15 protein-coding genes are annotated in these 24017 nt (G+C 34.2%); 9 read left to right on the forward strand and 6 right to left on the reverse strand.

What is annotated here, in order from left to right; all coding sequences use genetic code 11:
* Positions 1-16 precede the first annotated feature (16 nt).
* Both Q0845_RS05520 and Q0845_RS05525 read right to left on the reverse strand, forming a co-directional pair.
* Positions 17-787 (reverse strand): TIGR03915 family putative DNA repair protein, encoded by a 771-nt coding sequence (locus Q0845_RS05520; RefSeq protein WP_298510356.1) that lies wholly within the window; start codon positions 785-787, stop codon positions 17-19.
* The gene (locus Q0845_RS05525) at positions 787-2049 is read right to left on the reverse strand and encodes a putative DNA modification/repair radical SAM protein (RefSeq protein ID WP_298510359.1); all 1263 of its coding nucleotides are present in this window, start codon (positions 2047-2049) and stop codon (positions 787-789) included. The genes Q0845_RS05520 and Q0845_RS05525 overlap by 1 nt, the downstream gene beginning before the upstream one ends.
* Before the next feature lie 206 nt (positions 2050-2255).
* On the opposite strand from Q0845_RS05525, the gene Q0845_RS05530 reads away from it, so the two are divergent.
* A complete protein-coding gene (locus tag Q0845_RS05530; RefSeq protein WP_298510362.1) occupies positions 2256-2801 on the forward strand; it encodes a hypothetical protein in 546 nt (181 codons plus the stop codon).
* A gap of 42 nt (positions 2802-2843) precedes the next feature.
* Here Q0845_RS05530 and Q0845_RS05535 read toward each other — a convergent pair whose 3' ends face one another.
* The gene (locus Q0845_RS05535; protein WP_298510364.1) at positions 2844-3011 is read right to left on the reverse strand and encodes a hypothetical protein; all 168 of its coding nucleotides are present in this window, start codon (positions 3009-3011) and stop codon (positions 2844-2846) included.
* Positions 3012-3776: 765 nt separating this feature from the next.
* Between Q0845_RS05535 and Q0845_RS05540 the strand changes: the two genes are divergently transcribed.
* From Q0845_RS05540 to Q0845_RS05575, 8 genes are all read left to right on the forward strand, one after another.
* Positions 3777-5342 (forward strand): pyridoxal-dependent decarboxylase, encoded by a 1566-nt coding sequence (locus Q0845_RS05540; RefSeq protein ID WP_298510367.1) that lies wholly within the window; start codon positions 3777-3779, stop codon positions 5340-5342.
* Positions 5343-6905 carry a hypothetical protein gene (locus tag Q0845_RS05545; protein WP_298510369.1) on the forward strand — a complete coding sequence of 521 codons (1563 nt, stop codon included), beginning with the start codon at positions 5343-5345 and terminating at the stop codon, positions 6903-6905.
* 3 nt (positions 6906-6908) lie between these two features.
* Positions 6909-10049 carry an aminotransferase class V-fold PLP-dependent enzyme gene (locus Q0845_RS05550; protein ID WP_298510372.1) on the forward strand — a complete coding sequence of 1047 codons (3141 nt, stop codon included), beginning with the start codon at positions 6909-6911 and terminating at the stop codon, positions 10047-10049.
* Positions 10050-10069: 20 nt separating this feature from the next.
* Positions 10070-10483, forward strand: coding sequence for a hypothetical protein (locus Q0845_RS05555; protein WP_298510375.1), 414 nt, complete (start codon positions 10070-10072; stop codon positions 10481-10483).
* 19 nt (positions 10484-10502) lie between these two features.
* Entirely contained in the window at positions 10503-11354 is an 852-nt protein-coding gene (locus Q0845_RS05560) for a hypothetical protein (protein WP_298510378.1), read from the forward strand.
* Positions 11355-11371: 17 nt separating this feature from the next.
* The gene (locus tag Q0845_RS05565; protein ID WP_298510381.1) at positions 11372-11785 is read left to right on the forward strand and encodes a hypothetical protein; all 414 of its coding nucleotides are present in this window, start codon (positions 11372-11374) and stop codon (positions 11783-11785) included.
* 5 nt (positions 11786-11790) lie between these two features.
* Positions 11791-12339 carry a hypothetical protein gene (locus Q0845_RS05570; RefSeq protein WP_298510383.1) on the forward strand — a complete coding sequence of 183 codons (549 nt, stop codon included), beginning with the start codon at positions 11791-11793 and terminating at the stop codon, positions 12337-12339.
* Positions 12340-12637: 298 nt separating this feature from the next.
* Complete coding sequence (locus Q0845_RS05575) at positions 12638-13405, forward strand: hypothetical protein (RefSeq protein ID WP_298510386.1); 768 nt, start codon at positions 12638-12640, stop codon at positions 13403-13405.
* 83 nt (positions 13406-13488) lie between these two features.
* Here the strand turns inward: Q0845_RS05575 and Q0845_RS05580 are convergent, their stop codons facing one another.
* The 3 genes from Q0845_RS05580 to Q0845_RS05590 all read right to left on the reverse strand — a co-directional run bounded on the left by Q0845_RS05580 (position 13489) and on the right by Q0845_RS05590 (position 24014).
* Positions 13489-15027 (reverse strand): T9SS type A sorting domain-containing protein, encoded by a 1539-nt coding sequence (locus Q0845_RS05580; RefSeq protein ID WP_298510389.1) that lies wholly within the window; start codon positions 15025-15027, stop codon positions 13489-13491.
* Between the two features lie 110 nt (positions 15028-15137).
* Entirely contained in the window at positions 15138-15872 is a 735-nt protein-coding gene (locus Q0845_RS05585) for a hypothetical protein (RefSeq protein WP_298510392.1), read from the reverse strand.
* A gap of 18 nt (positions 15873-15890) precedes the next feature.
* Entirely contained in the window at positions 15891-24014 is an 8124-nt protein-coding gene (locus Q0845_RS05590; RefSeq protein ID WP_298510394.1) for an Ig-like domain-containing protein, read from the reverse strand.
* Positions 24015-24017: the final 3 nt, after the last annotated feature.

Below are 24017 nucleotides of genomic sequence, written 5' to 3' on the forward strand. Positions count from 1 at the left end.
TAGCATTCGATTTCAACTAAAATGGTTGTTTTTCACTTAAGTATTTCCAATAGCGTTTTGGAACATGTCGCACATGCAACAACATATTTTTCCTGGATTCTATATTGGTGCTTTTGAAGTAGTTTTGCCATAATTCTTGAAATTCCAATTCTTCTTTGGCGAAAAAATCTTCGGACGTTTTTGTAAAATCAAAGTGTTTCGGAAATTCCATCACAATGGTCTCTACATGTTCTAAATTGTAATGCAATCCATAATTTCGTTGGATATCATAAATCACCCATTTCTGGTCTGCATACCGCGATTTAAAATGCTTCGCTAACAATGGTAATACATTAAAATCTGGTGCTACATTCGCAAAATACAAACCATCTTTGGTCAGTTTGAAACGCACAAAAGCTTCCATTCTATGCTTCTCGCGTCCAACGCTTCTCGTAATTTTTGATAGCTTTAAAACGGTACTGTTTGAAAAGTCTTTTTCTATATTTTCTGTAGTGTCAAACACTTGCCGAATGTAGTCTAACAATGTATTTTCAATTGAATCCATTTCGCTTAGAAACGAATAATACAATTGATTTCGACCGTAAGATGTTAATTTCTTTTGAAGTCCTTTCCAAACACGATCCGCATGTGTTTTGTTGGTAATTATTTCCTCAGTCGCTCCAAAAAAAGAACCTTGCACATTGCTTTCACGCTGAATATCTACTTGCGATAATTTTTCTTCATATACTTTAAAAACAGTACTTAGAAAACCTTCAAACGTACCATCATAACTTAAAACTTTCTGCATTATCCAAATAGATTTAACTGATTACTTGTAGCATTTCTGAACTTACTTTTTGAGTTTTGAAGAATGAGTCCTTTAATTTTATCAGGTGCTAAATCGCGGCGTTCAAAATCGTTCGAATTACAGATCAAAAAATATTTTGCTCTATTGAGCGCAACACCTAAACGTTTTAAATGTTCCCAATTGAGTTGACGAAATTTTCGAGCATTCAATATTTTGTACACAGACGTCATTCCCAAACCTGGAACGCGCGCCAACATACGTTTATTAGCACGATTTACGTCTACGGGAAACTCATGAATATTCCGCAAAGCCCATGATAGTTTTGGATCAATATCTAAGTCCAAATGTTGATGTGTTTCATTGACAATTTCGTGAATATGAAAACCGTAGAAGCGCATTAACCAATCGGTTTGATACAATCTATTTTCACGTAACATCGGAACTTCGCTTCCTATTTGTGGCAAACGACTGTCATAACTTATAGGCACATATCCTGAATAATACACACGTTTTAGATTGAACTTTTTATAGAAAAAATTAGACGCAGTCATAATTTGATAATCATTTTCTCCACTGGCGCCAATAATCATCTGCGTACTTTGTCCTGCTGGTGCATATTTTGGTGTGCTTTTGATAATTTTCTTCTCAGCCTTGTATTGAATAATTTCCTGTGTCACCTTTTTCATAGGTTTGATAAAATCTTCACGTTTTTTATCAGGAGCAAGTCGCTTCAGACCTTCACGAGTTGGGATTTCAATATTAACACTCAATCGGTCTGCATACAATCCTGCTTCGCGCATTAATTCGTCTGAAGCACCTGGAATTGATTTTAGGTGAATATATCCATTAAAGTTTTCTTCCAAACGCAATCTCTTCGCGACAGCCACTAAGCGTTCCATCGTATAATCTGCATTTTTGAAAATCCCTGAACTCAAAAACAAGCCTTCGATATAATTTCTGCGGTAAAAATTAATGGTTAAATCCACAACTTCCTGAACTTTGAAAGCTGCGCGTTTGATATCATTACTTTTTCGCGTGACACAATAAGCACAATCAAAAATGCAATGATTTGTCAATAGAATTTTCAACAAAGAAACACAGCGACCATCTTCGGTATATGTATGACAAATTCCCATACCTTTTGCATCGCCTAAACCTTTGTTTTTATTGGTTCGATCGCTTCCACTAGATGCACAGGAAACATCATACTTTGCAGCATCTGCTAGAATGCTAAGTTTTTCTTTGATACGTTCAAAAGACATAAAATGATTTCTTTTATTGATGGTAAATACGCGTTGATCAGGTTTTTACAAATATAACATTTTACAGATTTAAATTAAAACATATTTTAAATAATTCTGTTAAATGTTTTAAAATTATTTTTATATACAATTGAAATTCAACTGTTACGGAATAATTATTGCTACCATTAACATCATATTACATGAACATTTTACCATTTTTATTTATGAAAAAAATTACACTTTTATGCTTGTTTCTCACAAGCTTGTCATTCACAGCAATTGCTTCAAATCAAAGTAGCATTCAAAAAGCACAAAAATCCACTAACGAACGTACATTTTGCGAAGGCTGGAAAGATGGATATGAAGTAGGTTTTAGTTATTACAATCTAACGAATCGCAAAGTGAAACCTATTTTTATTACGCCTATTTGTCCTATAGCACGTATCGGACAAGATTCGTATCAAGATGGATATAATCGCGGGTTAATTAAAGGGAAAAAAGATTTTAAAAAGCGCAATCCATCCATAAAAGATGATGATAGTCATCCATTGGCGATTCCTGTAGTTGATAACGATGATAAACGTTCGTATTGTGACGGCTGGGAAGATGGTTACAGAGCTGGATATACTTACGAGAGTTCCGTCAAAAGAAGAATAAAACCCATTTTTATCACACCCATATGTCCTATCGCTAAAATTGGTGCTGACACTTACCAAGATGGCTACAATAGAGGACTGCGTAAAGGCTTGGAAGATTTTAAAAAACGATAGTTCTAAAAAGAAAAAGCGGACATAAAGTCCGCTTCCTATTCGTTATAAAAATATACATATTCCATTTACACACCTGGAAGCACGGTCGATAAAAAAGCAATCAGAACGACGTACACATCCTATAGGAAATCGTATTCCTCCATTGATATTTCCCTGTTCTTTTTTGTTTAATTCTTTTGCTCCTTCTAAGTTTAAAATTGATTTTAACATAATCTAAGTTTTTGGTTATACCGTAAATTATTAAATATAATTTTGATACGTTTACGGGAATCCCATATTTAACATTGACCAATTTTAGGGCACCGATTTTACTACAAAAAAGCTTCACATTCCTGCGAAGCTTTCGTGTATGAGCACAACTCCTAATTTACCTGAAATAAAACTTTTTATTACTGAGATCCGAAGTAAAAAAGGAGTTGCTAATCATTCATAAATCATATTTGACATGCATAATCTTCAAACATATTTAACAGTGAAATTAACTATGAATTGTAGTTATAAAAAGGAGTTGATATCGTATTTATTTAATTTCGAGTAGTAAAAAACTGGTCCCTTTCGAGTATTTAGAATGCTTTACACCATTTTTCAATCTATTTTGAAAATGTGTGTATTTTCATGAATATAATGAAATATCATACAATAATAATCATGAAAAAAAGTACGATACACTTCTCAAACTTTATATTTTCTTCACAATTAGAATCTATCTTAACCATAAGATAAATAATTCATAACTCTTAATATATTTTACAATTAAAAGTAAGTATTTACACTTGTATTTGAAAAATAGGGGTTTCCACTTCTATAAAGAAACAGAAAGAAACCTATGTTTACATAACATAAGAATAAAAACTCAACCACCTGTAAATGAATTAAATACATAATATCAGCAGTCTATTTTTGAAAGTGATTAAAATTGGAAGAAGTATTCATAAAATAACTGTGAATTGTATTTAAAGAGTCACTTACAAAAGAATGAATTCACCATTTGGTAACCTAAACAACAAACCAATGTACAGCCTAGAGAATCCTGCCCAACCTCAGCTAGTAGAAGAGCTTGATCCTTCTTCAAATTTCCAAGATGCATTTGACGCTCAAATTTTAAAAAAAGCTACTTCAGTCGCCATTGAAAAACTTAAAGACAATATTTCAAATTCGAATCCTAGAGGACTGAAATTGCTATCGCCTGATAAATTAATGACACTCGTAGAAGCATTTGCAAAAAGAAACTCAACATCTTCAGCATTATTAGATACACAACTTTTAGAAGAAATTATTGATTTGTATACTGCGACCGGAATTCCTGTGTATTCCACAGGTTATATGGGACGACAGTTTTCTGGTGTCATTCCAATTACAGGACTTACCGATTTATTGACTTCTATGATGAGTCAGCCTTCATCCTTTTACGAATCTGCACAACTTCCTAGCATGGTAGAAAAAGTAATTGCAAAAGAATTTGGCGATTTACTCGGATGGAAACACGGAACTTACGATATGGTCACTACCTCTGGCGGATCCTTGGCAAATATTACTGCGATTTTAACTGCCAGAAATAGCAAAATACCTGATTTTACAAATTTCAAAATCAAAAGAAAAACCATTCCCGCAATTGCCGTAAGTGCCGATGTGCATTATTCTATTAAAAGAGCTGTGGGAATTTTGGGAATTGGTGAAAATCAAATTATTCCATTACCCATTAACGACAAAGGGCAAATTTGCATGTCGCAGGCAGAAAATACTTTGCTAGAAGCTGAAAATAATGGTTACCATGTGTTTTGTTTGGTCGCTACTGCAGGAACAACTGTCGTTGGTGCTATTGATCCATTGGAAGAATTGACTGCATTATGCAAACAAAAAGACTATTGGTTTCATATCGATGGCGCGCATGGCGGAAGCTTTTTAGTTTCAGACACCTTACGAAGTCGTCTCAAAGGAATTGAATTGGCAGATTCTTTTGCCTTAGATGCGCACAAAACTATGTTTTTACCTGCTTCTTGCACACTTTTATTTTATAAAGATATTGCTTCGCCCAAGAAGACTTTTTATAAAGAAGCCAGTTATATTTTTGAAAACGAATCCAACAATTTTGATGGCGGAGAAAAAAGCTTCGAATGTACCAAACGGCCTATGATTATGAATCTTTGGATTCCGTGGGTTTTATATGGGAAAGAAATCTTCGCTCAAAAATTAGAAGCCTTATGTAATATTGCAATGCAAGCGTATAATGAACTTACCATAGCTTCCGATTTTGAGTGTTTACACCAACCACAAACAAATATTTTATGTTTTCGATATCAGTCTGAAGATGCGCAGTATATGGAAGGTTTTGACTTTCAAATTGCAATTCGAAATAAAATAAAAGAAGAAGGTAAATTTTTCATTTCTAAAGTAGAAGTTCAAGGAAAAACGGCTTTACGCGTGGTTTTTATGAATCATGAAATTAATATCGAACATTTTAGAAGTCTCTTAGACGAAATCCGAAGCATCGGTCAAAAAATAGCATCCAACAACAACATAGAACAAGCGATCACAATCTAAATGGAAACAACTACACCTACACAAAGCAAGCAGGAAACGTTTATAAACCAACTATTTCCAAATGCCGAACTGACGCCAACATCCATAGATCAGGTAGTACAATTACCTCGATTCCTTAGTAAAATTGAGCAATGTGAGCAGCATTTCGGAATTCCCTTTGATGCCTTAGCTTATGAAACACAACAAGAAATTATAGGAACACGATTGCACCAAATCGTAAACATTCTAATGTTAAATCCGTTGTGGAAAGCGCGTTTTGAAGAACACGGAATTACAGAAGCGCCAAAAACCTTTGAAGATTGGCAACGTATTCCTATTACGGATAAAGAAACAGCTATCAACTTTTATTCGGAAGAACGAAAAGGAATGGTGGTTTCGTTAGAATATGGCGGTTTTGAAATTGTTGCCAGTGGTGGAACAAGTACTGGAAAACCTTCTGAAACAGTATATTCTTTAGAAGAATTAGACGATACGTATCATCTTTCAGGGAAATTTATGGGCGATCATTTATTACCTAGATTTTTTTCCGAAGAAGACGGAATGCCGATTATATCTACCACATACGCAGATTTTCAATTGTGGAGTAGCGGAACGATGGTTGGTGGCGTTTTGCAGCGAATTCCAAATACGAATTACATCGCGGCTGGTCCAATTGATAAAAAGGTTTACGAATTAATGATGAGTTATGAAGGTCCAAAAGTAATTTTGGGATATATCGAATCTATTTGTCAGTTGTATGATAATGGTTTGGATTTAGATCAAGAAGCAAAAGACAGCTTGCGTTTGGCATTATATTGTAGCGGATTGCTGTCTAAAAAGAAACAGAAAGAATTAAAAACACTCTATCCAAATCTTGATATTCTAAGTTATTTTTCTGCCACGCAAGCAGAAGCCATTGCCATTCAGTTTGATCCGAATGATGATGCTTTAACCACGGTTCCGGCGTTACATTTTATAGAAGTTGTTGACGAAAATGGAAAATGGGTAGAAGAAGGTGAAGAAGGCGAATTGGTAATTACACGATTGCACTGTAACAAAGCGCCTATTATTCGTTATAAATTAGGTGATAGAGCTATCAGGTTACCGATACGAGAAGAAGAAAACTTAAAAACATTTCAGTTTGAATTTAGAGGACGAAGCGGAGATGTAATTCACATAGAAGATCATCAATTTTCAGCATTGAATACCTTTGATTACGTGAAGTATCAGTTGAATAATTATCACAACATCGATTTGGATGATATTGCTTCAGAAACACAAATTACACATTACAGAGATCAAAAATTACTCTCCATTGTCATTGCAACTGATTATTCTGGTTATTACGAATCTGTATTACAGACAACTTTAGGAACAGAAGGTGTTCAATATTTGGTAAAAGATGCACTTATGAAATCAATGGGATTGTACAGTAAATCATCAATCAAAGAAAATTCGCTAGACCAAATAGGATACACATTCAAAATTACATTCGTAAACACACATTCCGATCAAATTTACAAAACGTCACTTGGAAAAATTCCATTCTACAGAGATGTCCTAGACTCAACATCAAAATCGTAAGCAATGGAAACCACAACCAATATAGAAATTATAGAAAATCTTATTCATGGGAATACGAAAGAACTTCCATTAGATTTTAAGAAAGTATTTGACACGAATTTGTTTGAGAAACATTCCGATATTATTGTCGATAAGCTCGAAGCATATTTGTTAGAGAGTCAGCAAACTCCAAAAGGAATTGACCTGAGAAAACCGGAAGAATTATTGGAAGAAATCCAGGATTTAATGAATTCCGAATCTTCGAACACTGAAGATACCTTGAAAAGTATTATCGATTTATATCTTCAAACAGGTGTACAAGCCAATTCGCCAGGGTACATGGGAAGACAGTTTTCTTCTGTATTTCCGTTAGCCAGCGTGTTCGATTTTATAAGTTCCATGTTAACGCAACCTTCTTCTTTTTATGAAGCCGCGCAATTGCCTAGTGTAGTTCGTGTATACATGGCAAAAGAACTGAATAAATACATCAACTATCCTGAAGATGAATTTGATATGGTCACTACTTCTGGTGGATCATTGGCAAATTTAACCGCTTTATTATCAGCCAGAAACTATTACTTTCCAGAGTTTTGGGAACAAGGAATTTTGAGTATTAAAGAAAACGAGATTCCAGCAATTGCCGTGAGTGAAGAAGCGCATTACAGCATTATTCGTACGGTAGAAATGTTAGGTTTTCATAAAGATCAAATTGTAAAATTGCCTGTCAATCAAAAACGACAAGTAGATATCAAAAAAGTACAACCTGCACTTGATCAAGCTAAAAAAGAAGGTTTTAAAGTATTTTGTATTGTTGCCAATGCTGCTACGACTGCCGTTGGTGCTTTTGATCCTATTGATGATTTGGCAGCTGCAGCTGAAAAAAACGATTGTTGGTTACATATTGATGGCGCTCATGGTGCGAGTTTTTTACTTTCAGAAAAACACCGTGGAAAATTAAAAGGCATTGAAAAAGCAGATTCAATTACGTGGGACGCGCATAAGATGATGTTTATTCCGGGAACCTGTAGTATGCTTTTTTATAAAGACAAGCGTCGAAGCAAATTAGCGTTCAGACAGAATGCGAGTTATGTGTTTGAAAAAGAAGAAGATCAATACACAAAATATGATGGCGCTAAGAAAAATATAGAATGCACCAAACGACCTATGATTATGAATTTGTGGGGAATTTGGATGTTTTACGGACCTGAAGTTTTTCAACAGAAAATTGATCATCTCTGCGATCTTGGTCGTAAAGCATACAACGTATTAAAAGCAAATTCCCATTTTCAATCTTTACACGAACCAGAAGCAAATATGCTCTGTTTTCGATATAAACCTAAAGGTTTCGACAGTAGCAAACTCAAAGATTTCCAGTTACAAATCCGAAATCAGATTAAAGCAAACGGTAATTTTTTCATCTCTAAAGTTAATATTGACGGAGAACCTGCATTGCGCGTGGTTTTCATGAATCACCGAATTCAAATAGACCATTTTAAAATGCTTTTAGCAGAAATTCAACAAATAGGCAATCGTATACTAAACCCAAATACCAAAGCTATGGACGTACACAATCATATCTCCATAAAAAATACTCCAATCAACGGAGCGGCAAGCATTCAGAAAAAGACGAAAAAAAATAGTAATAGCAAAGCTTCAAAAGCAGCTGCATTTGCTAAAAAAATTATTCCCGACACGGAGTTTTCTCCAAAAAGCATTGATGATGTAAAGAAACAACCAATGTTTTATGAGAAGATTAAAATGGTGGAAGCAGAAAAAGGAACCAACTTTTACAAAGTAGATTTTGACACACAAGATGCTTTGGTATTGAGAAGGTTGCAACAAATGGTCAATAATCTCTTTTTAAATCCTTTTTGGAAAAATAGATTGGAAACTGCTGGCATTACAGAAACACCGATTGATTTTGAAGCTTGGCAAAATATTCCTTTAACCGATAAAGAAACAATGACGACGGCTTTTAATGGAAAAAGAGAAGGAATGGTCGTACCCTTTAGCGATGGCGGTTTTGAAATTGTTGCCAGTGGCGGAACTACTTCTGGAATTCCATTAGAAACTGTATACGAATTGCAAGAATTACAGGATACATATAAAATTGCAGGAGAGTTTATGGGGAAATTTATTGCGGATAAATATTTTAAAAAGAAGACTCCAAAATGGATTATTACCACTTTAGCAGACACACAAATGTGGAGCAGTGGAACCATGGTTGGCGGTGTTTTACAAAAAATTCCAAATACAAATTTCTTAGGCGCAGGTCCATTAAATCTTAGCGTGTACGATCATATGATGTCGTATAAAGGAGATAAACTTATTATGTCTATTTCTTCAGCAATTGCCGCTTTAGCAGATTACGGAAAAGAAATGAGCGAAGAAAAACGAGCGAGTTTTCAATTGGCCATGTATGGAAGCGGATTGATGTCTCAACAACAAGAAACTGCGTTAAAAGAGGTGTATCCAAATGTAAAACTACTCAGCTATTTTGCAGCGACACAAGCAGAAACTATTGGACTTCAATTAGATCATAAAAGCAAAACTTTATCGGCAGTTCCGGGACTTCATTTTATAGAAATTGTAGATGAAAACGGAAAATGGGTCAAAGAAGGTGAAGAAGGAGAATTAGTTGTGACAAGATTGCACAGTAACAAAGTTCCTAATGTTCGTTACAAATTGGGTGACAGAGCGATTCGATTGAAAAGAAAAAACACCAAAACCTTACGAACTGACCAATTTTTATTCCAAGGACGTAGTGGAGATATCATTCACATTACAGATTCACACTTTTCAACAATTAAAGTAATGAATGCTTTGTTTGCTGAGTTGGACAAAATTGGAGTCGAAATTTCCAAGCAGGCTTTAGAAATTCAGTTTTTAAATGATAGAGCAAATTGTAAACTAACCTTGCTCGTTTCCACAGAAACTCCCAAAAAATTATATGAAATGGTACAGCAGCATTCAAAGGAAAAAATTGATGAATTATTTGTGAATTCATTAGTGCAATCCTTACCAATATTCAATGCTTGGGAATCGAACGTAGCGTATATCAAAAAAAGCAAATACGAGTTTGAATTGAAGGTTGTTGACAAAGGATCAGATGCCATATTTAGAACTCCATTAGGAAAAACTCCCTTGATTAAAGATCAATTTTAACCATAAAAAACCTTACCATTATGCGAGAGCAAATTAATATCATGATTATGGTAGATTCTATCAAAGCTTTAGTAGATCAAAGCTTAGAAGGAAACTGCTTCATGGTGGACGATAGCTGTTTTTTTAGTAAACAGAAAGGAACGCTTTATCTGGACACACAATGCATTCCGGATCAAAAAATACATTGGACGGTAAAAGCGGTGGATGTACAAACGCCGGTTAGCATCAAACAAATTTCTTTTGAACCGTATCAAGTGTATTTTAACACTACACATGTAGACAACTTAGATGCCTTAGTTTGGAATGGAATTGTGCCATATGTAGGCAGCAAACAAATGACTTACAAATACAAAATTGTATTACAGATTGGGAAAGGAAAGAAAAGTAGACTTGCAACGTTTACACCTTCATTAACCATTTTACCACCTTATTAATCATCTAACACAACACATTATGAGTCAACAATTTGGAATCATGATTATGATCGATGTGAAAGCAGCCTTAAAAACGCGAAATCTAAAGGATCATGTATATTTAATTGACAATATGAAAGACTTTGGATCTCAAAACGAAGGAACCAATGCTTTAATCTCAAAAGTGAATGGAACTTATTGGGCAGATGGAACACAAGCTGGTGAAGAAGTAATGAATTGGCTTGCTATCGATATTAATGATATGCCTCGAACCGTACAAAAACCTTCTTATTATACCTATTTCAAAACCAAAGCCATTGAAAGTTTTTTAAAGAATCATTTGTTAGATGTCAGAGAAAAGAAGAATGACAAAAAGGATGAAAAAACGAACTATGAAATCGAAATGACATCCGATGGTTTTAATACTATGTTTGACAAACTTCAAGACATTGCGAATGTAGCGCAAGGAGGATTGAAAACGAATACCGATTCTACTAAAAATATTGAAACCGTGTGGCCATTAGTAAGTGTTACTGGAGAAATAGAAGGTCAAAACACAACAGATATCAAAGAAGACGATTATATAAACCTTCCTCCTATTGTGACCAATATTACGGGAGAAGCTGTGGATCTAGGTATTATTTATCCTGCGCAATATGGATCGCCGAATTTCATTACAGAAGGTTGGTATTGGTGTGCTACGGTGAATACTGCAAAGGCAGGAAAATATAGATATACAGCACATATCACGTTGTTTGATTTGGTTACCAAAGAAGGTAAAATTTCTTGGAAGCCTGTACAAATGACGTTTGATTCGCACATATTAATTTCTAGAGATCCGATGCGAAACGGATTTACAGGAGCAGGCGATAGTTATTTACCTATTTATTAATTTAATCAAGAAACATCATGAGTTATGTAAATATAAAAGCACTTGTAGACGTTGTTGCAGTGCTCTCAAACGATCAATTGGAAGGCAATGTATACATTTTAGACACTAACAAGTTAAAAGGATCTAGCAAAGAAGGAACTATTTATTTAGAAACTGCCGTTGAAAAGAATGATATTATTCTTTGGAGTACTTACGGATTGGAAGTAGAATCGTATGTGAAAATTTGTGACATTCAGGTAAATGAAACCTATTTATCGAAACCTACGGAAGAATACTATCAAGGTACAAACATACAGTATTGGACATCGACAGTTAAGAAAGTACCAACACAAAACATTCCATACAGTATTCATTTTGAAGTTGGAAACACGACTACTCTTTTCGCTACGAAAAGTAACGGACCAAGTGTCAAATCAGTAACAAACAGCTAGAAATCATGAGTAAAAAAGAAATACCTCAAGGAGTAGTCAATGGAATTCAATTAAATATTGTGAGTACTATTGACTATAAAAGTATTAAGCGAAGTGGATACAAATCATTGAACAATGCCGTGTTTTTGACTGATAATGCCTTTGAAAGCACTAAAAAAGGAACACCCGATTTGGAAACGGTTTGCACACAAGGACAAGTATTGAATTGGTTAGTTTTTCCTATAAATATTGATGAATTTAAAGATCCTTTTGTTTATAGTCCGACTATACGAATAAGCAATATTGTTTTTCTTAGAGACAATGGTGAAATCTATCAGGAAAAAATCTGTGAGAACCTACATTCTTATGGTAGTTTAGAAAAAGGAAGACCGTATTTATGTCCTCCAGTATTTTTCTATTGGGCAGCGAATGTACGTGTAAATCTTCCGCCAGGACGTTATAAATATAGGCTCATTTATGAAGTAGACGATTATACTTCACCAGCTATAAAGTACTATTTAAATTTAGATTCTGCGAGTTTGTGCGTTGTGCCTTTACAAACAAAAACCGCATAAAATTATCATATAAGAAAGCTTCACAGAGATGTGGAGTTTTTTTGTTTTACGGCAATAATTATTTTAAAGAAAATACTTACTTTTGATTATTGCTAACAAAATAGCATTTTAACAAATTATGAGTAATGATAAGTATAGTGAAGTTTATGACAAATGGATAGAACTGTATAAGTTTTCTATGTTTATAGTACTTCCAGCTGCTATCATTTGTATGGTAGTATTTAACTTATTTTCATACGCTTACTATTCAATGCTATTTGTTTTTTTACTTGTAGGTATTTTATATTACAAGTATATTATGTTCAAAAAACAATGTGCACAATACAATTTACCAATATTCTTTACCAACAAAAATCCTGTTTTATGGATTCGGAAATTTTCAAAAGGATCAGATATATGGAAATCACATGCATTTATAGACATTGTATTACGACCTTGGTCAACGGTTATTACTTTAGCTGATAATAAAATTAAATATGGTGTTGAAACTAGAGTGTACAAACGAAAAATAATTGTCATCATTATACTTCTCTTCTTATTGATTCTTTATACAATTCACTATTTCAAATCTTATGATTCTTTTGCTACGTATATCATAAGTGCTACTGTATTTATTATAATATTTGGCTACATTTATTTGAAGCAACTTACAACAAGCGGAAGTGTAACAATTTTAGAAAAAGATATTTCAAAACTAAATATCTCTGAAAGCAAAATAGCAGGAAAGCATTTTAATGGAAATGTTTTAAGAGCTCCTAGTGAAGGAAATTTATGGTGGGAAATCATTTTGAAAATATCGCCGTCAGTTTCTGCTGTTATTGTTGACTGTGAAGATATTATTATGGAATCTGTTAGTCTCAAAAGAGAAATTCATCATTTCTTAGACACATTGGGAGCAAATCGTTTGATTCTGTTGACAAATGGAAACGACCAAGGAAAAGTTCTTGAATTATATCCTGAGCTAAAAAACAGTCTTTTTATTAAGAAACCTAAACGTATGGGATTTCGTTATTTCTCTGCTGAATACCGTGCTATTTCTATACAAATTGCAAAAGCTATTTTTTAAAAATAATACGTATCATTTCTAAAAATTACCATTGGAATTTCTGAATCATTTTATTGTTTCCTTTTTAGCTAACAATATTTCAATTAGTCTTTTACTACTTTAAAAGTTTGCGTTCCTTTATCACTTAAGGCTTTTACAATGTATAATCCTTTGGACAGATTTTCGACATTGACTTCTGAAATAGCTGCTGATTGTAGTGATTTAACAAGTTCTCCTTGTAAACTATAAAGTTGTACTTCTGTAATACTTGTGGTATTTGTTTTGAAATATATGGTGTTTGAAGCTGGATTGGGATATGTAATTATATCCTTAGCAGTACTTACTTCATCAACAGAAAGGCTTCCATCGTACTCGAAAAAGTATGCTGAACCAGCATTTTGTATAAAATTGATATCCATACTGTCTTCATCTTCATCTGATGCGCCTACAAAACAAGTCGTACCGTCTATAGCTACTGATCGGCCAAAAAAGTCATTTGCAGCCCTTGAAGGAGCTATAATTCTTTGTTGTTCTGCCCAGATTCCATTTACATCTCTATGAAAAACGTATGCAGCACCTGCATTACTATTTATAGATCTTGAACCACAGATAATTGCATTTCCTGAAATAGATATAGAATCTCCAAAATTAGCACTGGAAACTCTATCAGAGGCGACTAATTTCTGTACAAATATCCATTCTCCTTGGTTATTTAATTCATAGACAAAAGCGGCTCCGTTATTAAATCCTGGATTCATATCGTTGGCATCCGTATCATCTCCAAAATTGGCTAGTACTAAATAATTCGTGTCTATAACAACTTCATTAGCAAATAAATCATCTTCATCTCTTGAAAAAGGGTTTACAATTTTTTGTATTTCCTCCCATACACCAGAATTATTTCGTTTAAAAACATAAGCTGCTCCTTCATCTGTATCAATTGCATTATTAATATCTTCTAGTAATGCTCCAACCACAATGTGATCTCCAGAAATGGCAACCGCTTCTCCAAAATCATCGCCATCATCTCCATCAGAAGGTACTAAGCGTTGAATTTCGGCCCAAATCCCATTGGTACCACGCTCATACACATATATAGCTCCCGTGGTTGGTGTAGTGATATCTCCAGTTCGTTCACTTTGTGAACTAACTACAATATAATTTCCATCAATCGCAACGTTTCTTCCGAATAGGTTTGCTGAAGAAGTTGAAGTAGTAGTTAATATCTGTACTTCCTGCCAAACTCCATTGGAATCACGTTCAAAAATATAAGCGTTATCATTATCAAATTTACCTACAACTGCGGTATCTCCAGAAATGCCTACTGAAAATCCAAAAAACTCTCCTGCTACCAATCTATCTGAAGGAACTATCTTTTGAGTTTCTATCCAATCACCCAAAGCATTTTTTTCAAAAAAGTAAATAGAACCTGCATCATTAATAAAGTTCATATTATTTTCATCTGTATCATCTGCAGGGACTCCTACTATAGCATAATTTCCTGAAATTCCTGTAGACCATCCAAAACTATCAGTTTCAGATCGATCGGAAGCTACTATTTTCTGCGTAAAATCCCAATTCTGAGCAATAAGATTTATTGGGATTATAAATAAAATAACCCAAAAATATGTGGTTGGTTTCATGGTTAATCTTTTAAAAAGAGCACTTTTAATAATCATGTAAATGTATGTACAAAAATTCAAGTTCACATGAAACTATAAGAAAATGCTATATTTTCATATAAAAGTAAGCATTATAATTCTAATTCAGTACTTACAATTACTTCTAAGTCTCCTTCTTGTAATAATGTACCATTTCCAACTCGTATTGTATCTATTTTAAAAGTCACCACATAGGTATATTCGGGTTTAAACCATAAATAAATATGATTATCAGAACCTATATATTGTCCTGCTGTGATAGTAGCTCCTTTATCAACATGGGCGTTTGTATTGATTAGATTTGTAGATCCACTTGCATAACAATATCCTACCCAAGTAACATCAATAACTTCTGCTGTTTTATAACTATATCCAAGTGCTTGAATATAATACATTTTATTATCAACATCTGATTTATATGGTAGCTTAATGTGGAAATACTTATCTGATTCATTATATGCTCCACCATGATAATATTTTAGGATTCCTTCATTAGAAGAACCTCTTCCAGTATCTGTATTTCCTAAATTCAATACAACATTCCCTGTTTGCCCATTGATACTTTGCACAGGAGCAAATGTTTCTGCGGCACGCTTAGCGCCTTTTGGTGTTACAAAACGTGTATCATCAGTTGCAGCTTGTACTTCCGTTAAGGTCGCTTGTTCTACAATTCCTTTTTGTGTAGTTGTTGCATCTGGTAATGTGGATACAAAGTCATCATCTAATCTACTTACAAAACTATCTATCAAATCTTCAAATTGATTTCCAGTAGGTCTTAAATGTGGTTGAAAATATCCTTTTAATTCTTCTCTGCTTTTTTCTGCCATGATTTATTTTTTATTTTTTTATTCGTTTGGTCGTACTACAAATGTTCCTTCTAGAATCATCCCATCGGTTCCATCTAATGAAATTCCTCCAATATATTGCCAAGTACTTTCATCGTATATGGTTAGTATATGCTCTTCTGTACTAAACATTCCCGAAGTATTTTCGGCAATTACTTTAAAGTGATGATATAATGGATTATTATCTGCATTTGTAGTTGCTAATGTTGCTGACTCTAATGTTGTTGCATGTAATGGAATATACAGGTTATTCATATTTGATTGTATCTCAAAGATTTTAGCCCAATTTCCATTTTTATTCATCTGATACACATGATATTTTCCTTTATAACATGTTTTCTGCCAGTGCAAGGTTACTTCATGTAATTCATTCGTTTCAGTAATAGGTTCTGAATAATAATTCAACACTGGAGAAGCTGGATTAGATACTTCTGCCATAAAAGACGCTACTATTTTTGATGCTTTGGAAGGTGCATATTCCGTAACAATAGTTCCATTTTTGTCTGCATATTCTATTTCTCTAGAAGCTGTGACTCTATAAAACAAGGCTTCTTTGTATGGAACTTCTTCCAAATCTTCGAAAGTATCGTATACTTTCCAAACGGCATCGTCAAGTATTCCTTCTTCAGTCAAATCAACAGTTTTTACTAATTTCATGGTTCGGATCGATTGTGCATCTAGTCGACTCATGGTTCTGTAAATACTTAGTTTTTTCACATTTTGAATGCTTGGATATGCATTGATTTCAAACTGAATAGAAGGAGTAATTCCTAAAATTTGATTTTCTAAAACAGGCATGATACGTTTTACTTCTGGCGCTTCTGGCGCATTCGTATTTACTTGCTTTACTGGACCTAAAAAAGGACTAAATTCTCCTAGTTTCATTCTAGAACCTACTTCTCTAACCGCATAGAAATATAGGTTATCTGAAGTCCCATCTAGATTAAAGTCTGTGTATACTGTACTATGCGGACTTGTTCCGGAAACACGCATCATTGGCGCCATATCAAAATCTTCATGAGTTGGCGACAATACATGTCCGTTTTCATCACGAATTATTTGTTTTTTATTTATCGGTTGATACGGTTCGCCAGTACTATCTACTTCTTTTATATATTCATAGATAATAGGTACTTCTGTGAGTGATACAAAAGCATTTAAAATAGCTCCTTTTACAAAGTTTACAATTTGAGGGTTTCCTGCACGTAAACTTCCTGGGGTAGCTGTTATGAGTGGTTGTTCTAATTGTGTTAGAATTCCATTCGCCCATTCAAATAATCCTGGCTTATCAGGTTCAGGAAACTTATATCCAACATATTCAGCATAATCTCCTGTAGCTGCAAGAGCATCAAAGTCTAAAAAGTTTCGCCAACGATCTACAATAAAATGTTCTACTCCACTAATATCTTTTAATGCAGTTTTAATTTCTTTGATTTTTTCTTTTGTATACAATGCATTTAATAAAGCCTCATCGCTAGAACGATAAAATAATACACCATGTGGTTGATGTGCATACCCAACATTAAATGTAAAGGTAGAACGACCAAAGAAATCTGGACGTGTAGCATATATAAATCCTTCTGGCAATTCAATGGTTGGCACTTGAGGTTCTATAATTTCTTGTGCAAACATCAAGGCTGGCACGCTAATTTTAGAACGATACGGTTGTCCCATTACATCAAACTGATCACTATCTTCGCTTCTAAATCCGAATATAGAATTTCTAATTCCTTCTCCTATTTGAGGTAAGGTATTTGTTTCTGTGAGTCCGTGAATTGTATTTTTATGCAGATATACTTTATATCCTGGATAAAAGTTTACATCGATGTTATCTCCTATTACAATAGGATCATAACTGCTTTCTAAAGAAAATGTCGGGTCTTTTGCATATACAATTACATTTGGTGCTCCAATATTTTCAATTTTTAGAACATGCAGCATTTTTCTTGTTTTTGAAGGAACTGAGCCTTCGCTACTTTCTTCTGTATGCACTCGTATGATTCCTTGATGCCACTCCACCGAATCTCCAGTTTCACTATGTTGTGGGTGCTGCGCTAACGACTCATTAATCGTAATTTTATACTTTCCTTGGTGTGCTTCACTTGTCACATTGCCGTCTGTATCAATCTCGGTTGGATCGAGCACTTCTTCTATGAGTGCTGAATTCCATATTCCTCGAGTTTTTTCAACTTTTCGTTCTGTTTCTCCATAATTATTTACATATTCAATGACCTCTCTATGTATTTCATCATATACTTTTACGTTTACTTGTAAAGTATGCGGATTTGTAATTCCAGGCATTTCCCAACTCGAAGTATTCAGCATATTTTCTACTGCCATAAATAGTGCATCACCAACCATTTGCGGTATTTGTAAGCTTTCTGCATCTGCTGATGGAATGGTATCCATGACTAGTGCTGTACTTATTTCTCTTTTATAAACTGTAAATATTGGCCATGTAGCTGAAGTGTTTATTTCATGAATAACATATGGTTCTTCATTAATAATGATGGTTCCTCCTATATAATTACCTTCAGTTCCCTCTGTAATTGTAGGCTCTAAATTTTGATTGATACTTGCTAAATAATAGTCTTGTGTTGTGATAATAGCTAATATCGGATTGCTTGGATGCTCTTGTATAGATACGATTTGTCCATTTATTTGATTTGGAATTTGATTCCTAAAAAAGACATCTACATGGCTTGCAAAAACTTCCTGATTATCAGGGAATAATACATCTGCATCACCTGTATTAAGCTCTAGTTCAGAATTATCATAGATTGACAAAGCATCTATATTATAATTAATTAACTCATGTGCTGAGTGATAGTTGAATGTCAATCGTACTAGCGTTTTGTCATCACCTGTTATTGCGGCTAGTCGTGTTTGTTCTTCTACTGAAGTTAACAATAAAGGACTTTCTTGGCGTATCAATAATGCTTTTGTATTTGACGGCGGCACTAGTGGATTTACAGGCCGTAAATCAGTATCGATTGTTAAGATTGTATTTCCAGAAACGGCTCTTGAGAACCAGTTAATTCCATAGGAATTATAATAATGCGTTCCACTAACTTTTTGCCTATGCACATATAATGGATGATTTGGCTCTGGAAATAAAATAGGTAGTGTTTCCGCATGCGCGAAATCACCTGCTGGCACAGCATTTAGATATGCTAAATCATGAGATAACTCTGGTTTTTGCCATGTTGTCTCTTCATTTTTTCGATATTCTAATCCCGCATACAATGGAAAAGTAAACGTTGATCTATCTATTTCATCTGAAATATTGTAAAATGGTACATTTATTTCGTCTTCTGGTAAATCATAACAATGTAGACTTACAAAGCGATATCTTCCATCATGACTATATCCATCTTCTGCTGTTAGACTTTGTGCTTCATCAGCATCATTTCCAACAAACGCTCCTGGAATGATTTCCTCTAAATCTATCGCTAATGGCAAACGTTGCTCGTTGGTACTTGTAGGCAAGCTCATAGATAAGTGTTGTACTTCTCTAGCTCCTAATCCATCTTCTAAGTTTCCAAACGTTGTGTATTCTGTAACATAAATATATTGATTACCACTAGTTGCTTGGCTATCTAAATCTAAAAATCCAAGTCCTAACATACGTGCCACATGATAGTCATATGCTGCTAAGTTTAGCATATCTAGATTTGAAATATCCATCGTATCATTGTCACTAATTGGTACTGCTTCTACTGCTGCTGGATTGTCGGCATCTTCATCACTAAGTGCTATGAAGTTTTGGACAATTTGCTTGATATTTCTATCCCAAGTATCTACTGGACCACTCCATTTATCTTTATAGTTTTGCGTGTTTACGTATGCATCATCATTGTAGCGTTGCCAATGTCCATGTACGCTACCATCTACAGGTTCTAGTCCATTAAAGGCTGTTCCATCTTCTAATGTTAATCCATAGTCACCTTTGAATTCCCAGCTTTGTGTTTCATTCGCAGTTCTGATAAAGTCTTCATACAACTCAAATTTAACAGTAGAGACATTACAACTCACTGCTCTGTATCTAATACTTCTTCCATTTTCACAAACTATACGAACATTATTTAGTTCTGAAGCTGAAAATGTTTTTCTATTTCCAATTGTTTTTAAAGCTATAAGTATATTTTCTGAAACATATAAACTTTCCGTTTGTAAAGAACTACTTCCTGTATTATTTTCAACAAGAAGTTCTGCGGCAAAGAATAATGCTGTTTTATTTTCAATTTCAATTAACTCATTTCCATAGTTTTGTATAAACTGAGCTGGATTTGTTAACGGGTTTATAGATGCTCTTACAATATTGTATTGTGCTATGTTTCTAAAATACACATAGAATTCTCTTCCTGCTACAGGTCTAAAAATCCAAAGTGCATTTGTATTATCAACTACGTTTGGCGTTGCATGTAAATTCAACGATACTTGTTGTTTCACATAAGGTGCTCTGTATACTTTTACAACATCATTTGGCTTGTTGAAATTATAATTTGTAGTTGCATAATTACGTTTTGGCAAGTGTTTCTCTCCTAATGTACCTCTAAACATCCAACGTAAATGAATTCCTAGCGTACTTTCTTCTCCTAGAGAACCCGCTGCTTGCATGTAAAAATTAGGTGACTGTAACGATGTGATTTCTGTAATCGGAACCACTCGGATTTCATGATATAAGTTAACCGTAGCAGTATTCCCAATCGCTTCTTGCCCTCCAACAGTAAAACTGACAATTACATTTTCTTCTATTGTAGAAGATTGTAGTGTTGCCGTGTATATATTTCCACTTCCAGTAGTGTCTTGTAGATTTGCACTAAATGTCATTCCATTCGCAAATACCACCTGCACAGGAAGTGATGTTGATACAGGGTTTCCATCACTATCTAAGAGTGTTACCGTAATCGTTGATGTAGAAGTTCCATTGGCTTCTATTGCGTTAGGAGATGCTACAATGGTACTTACATTAAGATCTACCGTTGCTCCTCCACTATCTGATGTTAGTGTAACTGTATCTGTATTTGACGCAGTTACCGTATTTACTATAAAGCCAACTGTGGCTAGTCCATCTGTAGTTCCTGTTAGTTCTGCTTTGTATTGTCCGTCACTTACATCAAAAGTTGTCAACGTAATGCTTCCAAAATTCGTAGTGATTTCAACGGAATAACTATTCGTTGTAATTGGGTTTCCGCTTGTATCTACTAATTGTACACAGACTGTAGATGTATCTACACCATTGCTTTGTATGATACTTGGTATGGCAACAATTGTACTTGCATTTAAGTCTAACGTACTTTCTCCATCACAATTATTAGAAAAAACAACAATAGTCGAATTTGGACTTTGCAATCCATTTATTGTGAAAGTTATGGTTGCACTTCCAGATGCATTGTGCGATAAAAGTGCTGTATACGTTCCATTTCCATTGTCATTTGTAAATGAGATTGAACCTAAACTTGTTTGAATTGCTATATTTTCACCTCCTGTATTGATAGGATTTCCATCCGTATCATACAATTGCACCGTTATTGTAGCTTGTTCTGTTCCATTAGATGGAATACAAGGTGATGAGGCTGTAATTGTACTATGTCGCACATCAGGTTGGATTCCGCAACTTCTTGAGATAACAACTGAAACAGAATTAGCGCTCATTTGCCCATTGACTAGGAAAGAAATTACAGCTATTCCTGCTTGGGCACTACTAAATGCTGCTGTATAAGTTCCATTATTATGATCTATTACACTTGTTAATTGACCAATACTACTTTGAATAACCACATTATCTCCTCCAACTAAAATAGGGTTCCCATTTTGATCGTATAATGCTACCGTTATTTGATTATTTTCATTAGGTCTGATACAGTCTGATTGTGCTGTAATAGTACTTTGATCTGGATCTGGACTTATGGTAATTCCACAATTTTTTGATATCGTTACAATCGTGAAGTTTTGGCTCAGCACTCCGTTTACAGAGAAAGTTATGAAAGCAGTTCCTGTATTAGAACTATTTAAATTTGCTGAATATGTTCCATCTCCATGATCTGTAGTCGCAGTAATATTACCGTAATTTGTTTGGATTTGAACTGTATGTCCTCCAGAGGTAATTAGATTTCCATTTCCGTCTACTAATTGAACTGTAATTGTTGAAGTATCTGAACCTTTGGACGGTGTTATACACGTTGGCGAAGCCGTAATTGTACTTAAATCTGGATTTGGCTCTTCTTTTCCACAAGCTTTAGAGACTGTAATCGTAGCAGATTGTAATGCCAACTCTCCATTAATAGAGAATGTTATTGTGGCAATTCCTTCTGTTTCACTGAAGAAATCTGCTATATAGCTTCCATTGTTTAAGTCCTGTAATCCAACTACTTCCCCTAAGTTTGTATAGATTAGAATATCGTATCCTCCAGAAGTTATGATATTTCCTGCCGTATCATACAATTGAATTGTAATTGATCCATTTGCAGTACTACTCGGAGTAATACAAGCTGGCTTTACCATAATTTTACTCAAGCGTTTACTAACTGTATTGTTTCTACATTTCGTTGAGATAGTTACATTGACTGAATTTGGAGATTGCGCTCCATCCACTGTAAAAGTAACATTTGCCTCTACTCCATCTACGGTTCCTGTTAATGAAGCTGAATACGTACCATTTCCATGATCTGTTACTGATGACAATTGTCCTTCAGTTGTTTGTATAGAAACATTTTCGCCTCCAACGGTCATGGCATTTCCTTCTGTATCGTACAATTTGACAGATATGATGGATTGCATTACTCCATTTGGAACAATACATGTTGGATTGGCATGTATAGTACTTATTTTTATATCTGGTTTAGGAGGTGAACTAACGGTTTCGCATAATTTAATCTCCGGTATAAAATTAAGTGATTCTGCAATTATTTGTGGCGTGGTATACTGCACAGGATTAAAACCTTGCATTAAAAGTCGAATTTCATTTGCTTCAACAGCTAATGTTTCAAAATTATACGACGCATCTATGTTTTGTGTTTCGCAAGTACTAAAATCGTCTTTAGTTTTTCCAATTACATAATAACCATTTACGCCATTTTTCGAGTATTGCGCATAGATGTAATTATCTTTATCATAATCAACAGGTATTACTTGTCTATTTACTGATGACAGTCTTATTTCCTTTGACCACTCTAAATTTTTATTATTATTTAATTGATGTAATACACCTTTTTTACAAAACTGATATCCTTGATCTTCTCGTTCAATATTTCCATAGCTTTGGTGAAAGTAAGTATCTGATGTATATACAGTATTTATATCTCTTATACCAGTAGGTTTTACATCTACTAAAAATGTATTAAATCCGTTTGGAGAAGCATAAGCTCCTAATAAAGAGAACTCTCCTATATTTGTATTTACGTCACTGGAATGATAGAAATGAAAGTTATGATATCCACCAGGATTGTTGGCGATTGAAACCTGATACGATTCTTCAATTTCAAGGTTTTTATCTACTTTAAAAATAAGTCCGTTTCCTCCTGATAGAATAATTGTGTTGTTATACATAATTTGGTCTCTGACAACCCAATATGGATTTTCCGAAGCCAATACATTGGTTTTGACAACTGCTCCATTCCCAATAGCAATTTTAAAAAACTTATAATCTATTTTTCGAACGCCTCCATTGTATGAATGAATATCACTGATTACCAAAACCATTTCTACAGGAGAAATTTGATGCAGTTTGGTTTGTATGCTTAGATGACTAAAAGCTAACGGAGTATCAGATCGATCATAGTATTTTTTAGACCAAATTAAATCTCCATCAGGTGTCAATTTAAGTAATAATACATTGTCAAAATCTCTCGCTAACAATAATAAATTACCTTGACTGTCTACCTTTTTTATATCAACAAAATGTAGTTTATGTATCGGCGAACCTCCAATTGAGGTATTGGCATATGCGAAACGTTTGCTCCAAAGCATTTTTCCCGAAGCATCTAATTTTGCTATATATAAACGATATTTTGGAGTTTCACTTGGATCGTAATCGTATCCTAAAACAAAAGCATTTCCTTCTATTTCAACGGTATGATATATGTTTGCACCTGAGTGATTATATTGATTTAAAAATGTCATTTT

It is taken from the genome of uncultured Kordia sp. (assembly GCF_947489565.1).
In the GTDB taxonomy this organism is placed as follows: domain Bacteria; phylum Bacteroidota; class Bacteroidia; order Flavobacteriales; family Flavobacteriaceae; genus Kordia.

Excerpts from the sequence above, each read along its gene's own strand:
- Q0845_RS05520 (WP_298510356.1), bottom strand. The coding sequence starts at position 787 with ATGCAGAAAGTTTTAAGTTATGATGGTACGTTTGAAGGTTTTCTAAGT.
- Q0845_RS05525 (WP_298510359.1), bottom strand. The coding sequence starts at position 2,049 with ATGTCTTTTGAACGTATCAAAGAAAAACTTAGCATTCTAGCAGATGCT.
- Q0845_RS05530 (WP_298510362.1), top strand. The coding sequence starts at position 2,256 with ATGAAAAAAATTACACTTTTATGCTTGTTTCTCACAAGCTTGTCATTC.
- Q0845_RS05535 (WP_298510364.1), bottom strand. The coding sequence starts at position 3,011 with ATGTTAAAATCAATTTTAAACTTAGAAGGAGCAAAAGAATTAAACAAA.
- Q0845_RS05540 (WP_298510367.1), top strand. The coding sequence starts at position 3,777 with ATGAATTCACCATTTGGTAACCTAAACAACAAACCAATGTACAGCCTA.
- Q0845_RS05545 (WP_298510369.1), top strand. The coding sequence starts at position 5,343 with ATGGAAACAACTACACCTACACAAAGCAAGCAGGAAACGTTTATAAAC.
- Q0845_RS05550 (WP_298510372.1), top strand. The coding sequence starts at position 6,909 with ATGGAAACCACAACCAATATAGAAATTATAGAAAATCTTATTCATGGG.
- Q0845_RS05555 (WP_298510375.1), top strand. The coding sequence starts at position 10,070 with ATGCGAGAGCAAATTAATATCATGATTATGGTAGATTCTATCAAAGCT.
- Q0845_RS05560 (WP_298510378.1), top strand. The coding sequence starts at position 10,503 with ATGAGTCAACAATTTGGAATCATGATTATGATCGATGTGAAAGCAGCC.
- Q0845_RS05565 (WP_298510381.1), top strand. The coding sequence starts at position 11,372 with ATGAGTTATGTAAATATAAAAGCACTTGTAGACGTTGTTGCAGTGCTC.
- Q0845_RS05570 (WP_298510383.1), top strand. The coding sequence starts at position 11,791 with ATGAGTAAAAAAGAAATACCTCAAGGAGTAGTCAATGGAATTCAATTA.
- Q0845_RS05575 (WP_298510386.1), top strand. The coding sequence starts at position 12,638 with ATGTTCAAAAAACAATGTGCACAATACAATTTACCAATATTCTTTACC.
- Q0845_RS05580 (WP_298510389.1), bottom strand. The coding sequence starts at position 15,027 with ATGAAACCAACCACATATTTTTGGGTTATTTTATTTATAATCCCAATA.
- Q0845_RS05585 (WP_298510392.1), bottom strand. The coding sequence starts at position 15,872 with ATGGCAGAAAAAAGCAGAGAAGAATTAAAAGGATATTTTCAACCACAT.
- Q0845_RS05590 (WP_298510394.1), bottom strand. The coding sequence starts at position 24,014 with ATGACATTTTTAAATCAATATAATCACTCAGGTGCAAACATATATCAT.